The 3,483-nt window shown below is 65.8% G+C and carries 3 protein-coding genes; all 3 read left to right on the top strand.

What is annotated here, in order from left to right:
• Window positions 1-1,175, top strand: a 1,175-nt coding sequence (locus tag EOB59_RS35860) for an ATP-dependent helicase C-terminal domain-containing protein (protein ID WP_281061696.1), incomplete at its 5' end; no start/stop codon positions are given.
• A 207-nt stretch (window positions 1,176-1,382) separates the two neighbouring features.
• Window positions 1,383-2,714: an ActS/PrrB/RegB family redox-sensitive histidine kinase gene (locus EOB59_RS02335; RefSeq protein ID WP_127808125.1), complete on the top strand. Its 1,332-nt coding sequence runs from the start codon at window positions 1,383-1,385 to the stop codon at window positions 2,712-2,714.
• Between the two features lie 85 nt (window positions 2,715-2,799).
• On the top strand, window positions 2,800-3,363 hold the full coding sequence (locus EOB59_RS02330; protein ID WP_013528072.1) for an ActR/PrrA/RegA family redox response regulator transcription factor: 564 nt from the start codon (window positions 2,800-2,802) through the stop codon (window positions 3,361-3,363).
• Window positions 3,364-3,483 lie beyond the last annotated feature (120 nt).

Raw genomic sequence — 3,483 nt, 5'->3', positions numbered from 1 at the left:
TGGTTGCCGAGGCAACCGGCAGCGGCCATGCCTTCGAGGCGGCGATGCTTGCCGTGCTGCTCACCGAACGCGGCCTTGGTGGCGACGGCGCCGATCTGGAGCGGCGGCTGATGCGTTTTCGTGGGGAAAAATCGCCACGCGCTACAGCCGCCAAGCAGCTCGCCGAACGGCTGGCGAGGCAGGCTGGCGAGGCGAAGGGCAGCGAAGCTGCGGCAGCCGGTCCCCTGCTCGTCCACGCCTGGCCGGATCGGGTGGCGAAGGCGCGCGGCGAGCGTGGCCGTTTCGTGCTGGCCAACGGCTCCGGCGCCATGCTCGACGCCGCCGATCCGCTGGCGGGCGAGCCGTTTCTGGTCGTCGCCGACCTGCAGGGCAAGGCACAGAATGCGCGCATCACGGCGGCGGCAGCGATCGGCGAGGACGATGTCCGCGCCGCGCTGGCGGACAGGATCGAGGTCCGCCGTGAAACGAGCTTCGACCGCGACAAGCGCGCCGTGCGCGTCCGCGAAACCGTGCGCCTTGGCGCCATCACGCTTGCCGAACGCATGCTGCCGCCGCCAATCGGTGCTGACGCCGACCGCGCCGTCCTCGACGCGGTGCGCCAGCACGGGCTGTCGCTGCTGAATTGGAGCAAGGAGGCGCAAACGCTGCGCCAGCGGCTTGGCTGGTTGCATCGCGGCCTTGGCGCGCCCTGGCCCGATATGGCGGATGACGCCCTCATCGAGTGCCTCGACGACTGGCTGCTGCCTTACCTGTCCGGCGCGGCATCGCTTGCCGCCATCGATGCGGGCGTTGTCTCGGCCGGGCTGGCCAGCCTCGTGCCACACGATCTGCAGCGCAGGATCGATACGCTGGCGCCGACCCATTTCGATGCTCCGTCGGGCAGCCATGTGCCGATCCGCTATGACGGCGAATGGCCGGTGCTGGCGATTCGCGTGCAGGAGCTGTTCGGCCTCGACCGCCATCCTTCGATCGCCAATGGCGCCGTGCCGCTGACGCTCGAACTCCTGTCGCCGGCGCACGGGCCGATCCAGACGACGCGCGACCTGCCCGGCTTCTGGCGCGGCTCCTGGGCCGATGTGCGCGCCGACATGCGCGGCCGCTATCCCAAGCATGTCTGGCCGGAAAACCCGCTGCTCGCGACCGCCACCGCCCGCGCAAAACCCAGAGGCACCTAGCCTCGGGAAGCTTGGGCGGACCGCTTGGATCAGGAGGGATTCCCTTGAAAATTTGGTGCAAAAATCGACCACTTCGTCATTCCAGGGTCTCTGTGACGGAGCTTCGCTCCTGCTTCGCCCAGGGATGACGACGTCGGGGGGCTTCGGTCAATCGCGAATGCCGACTGCGCACCGCTACTAGCGCTTGTCCTCCTGCGGCTGTAATTCATGGCCATGATCAACGTTTTGCGTTCGCCCGATTTCCAGCAGAGCCAGAGACTGCGCCTCAACACGCTGATCCGGTTGCGCTGGCTTGCCATTGTCGGGCAGAGCCTGACGGTGCTCGTCGTCGCCTATGGGCTGAAGTTTCCGCTGCCGGTCAGCCTCTGCTTTGCCCTGATCGCCTGTTCGGCCTGGATGAACCTGTTTCTCGCCTTCCGCTTTCCGGCGGCGCATCGGCTGACGCCGCTTGCCGCCTTCGGCATCCTCATCTTCGACAGCCTGCAGCTTGCCGGCCTGCTCTACATGACCGGCGGCCTCACCAACCCGTTCTCGCTGCTGATGACCGTGCCTGTCGTCATTTCGGCGACATCGCTGCCCCTGCGCCTGACCGCCATCCTCGGCGGGCTGGTCATGTCGGCGGCGACCTTTCTGGTCTTTGTCCATCTGCCGCTGCCCTGGCATGAGGACGCGCCGCTGGCGATGCCTTTTCTCTATGTCGCCGGCATGTGGATGGCGGTGCTGTCCTCGATCGCCTTCACCGCCATATACGCCTTCCGGGTGGCCGCCGAAGCCCGGCTTCTGGCCAATGCGCTCGCTGCAACAGAGCTGGTGCTGCAGCGCGAGCAGCACCTTTCGGCACTCGACGGGCTGGCCGCCGCGGCCGCGCATGAGCTCGGCACGCCGCTCGCCACCATCGCGCTTGTCGCCAAGGAGATGGAAAAGGCGCTCGGCAAGGATGCGAAATATGGGGAAGACGTAACGCTGTTGCGTTCGCAGAGCGAGCGTTGCCGCGAGATTCTCAAGCGGCTGACCAGCCTGTCCTCCGAGGGCGAAGCGCATCTTTCGCGATTGCCATTGACCTCGCTGGTCGAGGAGGTCACCGCGCCGCACCGGGACTTCGGCATCTCGATCCAGCTTCGGCCCGGCGAACGCATCGGCCCCGAGCCGGTCGGGCGACGCAATCCGGGCGTCATCTACGGCCTCGGCAATTTGGTCGAGAACGCCGTCGATTTCGCCCGCAAAAGCGTCACCGTGCACTGGAGCTGGGACGAGGCCACCGTCACCTTCTCGATCATAGATGACGGCCCCGGCTTTCCGGCCGAGATCATCGACCGCATCGGCGAGCCCTATATGTCGACGCGCCAGGGCAATGAAACCGGCGGCGGTCTGGGCCTCGGCCTGTTCATCGCCAAGACCCTGCTCGAACGCTCCGGTGCCGTGCTCGATTTCCGCAATTCGAGCGGCCTGGGCGAGGGCGCCATGGTACAGATATCGTGGCCGCGTGGTGTGTTCCTCAATCCGGAAATCACTTCGGCCAGCATGTTCGACACCGCCTGAGAGCCTTGAAGGACCTCTAAAAATTGGACAATCGGGCTCAGGAACTATATTTGCGTAAAATTAAGGCAGCAGGAATTTTGAGACTATGACAGGCGACGAGAATATTGGCGCAATGGTTGAAGGCGAGGACACCTCGCTGCTTGTCGTCGATGACGACAAGCCGTTCCTCACGCGTCTGGCCCGCGCCATGGAAGCCAGGGGCTTCGTGGTCGAGACGGCCGAGAGCGTCGAGGAGGCGGTTGCCAAGGCGCGCGCCAATCCACCCGCCTACGCTGTAGTCGACATGCGGCTCGGCGACGGCAACGGCCTCGACGTGGTCGCGGCCATCCGCGAAAAGCGCGAGGATTCCCGCACCATCATCCTGACCGGCTATGGCAACATCGCCACCGCGGTGACCGCGGTGAAGCTCGGTGCGGTCGATTATCTCTCCAAGCCCGCCGACGCCGATGATATCTTCGCTGCACTCACCCGCACCGCCGGCGAGCGCGCGGCGCCGCCTGAAAACCCGATGTCGGCCGACCGCGTCCGTTGGGAGCATATCCAGCGCGTCTATGAGATGTGCGAGCGCAACGTCTCCGAGACAGCGCGCCGGCTCAACATGCACCGCCGCACCTTGCAGCGCATACTGGCCAAGCGCGCGCCACGTTAGGATCGCAGGGTGTCGCTTGGGGCCAAGTTTGTAACCAGCGGCGGAGAGGGCCCAATCGCCGAAGTCAGCGCTGCCCCTCATCGCCCTGCCGGGCACTTCTCCCCGTATAGTGACGGGGAG

Source organism: Mesorhizobium sp. M7A.F.Ca.MR.176.00.0.0, assembly GCF_004023165.1.
In the GTDB taxonomy this organism is placed as follows: Bacteria; Pseudomonadota; Alphaproteobacteria; order Rhizobiales; family Rhizobiaceae; genus Mesorhizobium.
This window is presented reverse-complemented; position numbering and strand designations above follow the sequence as displayed.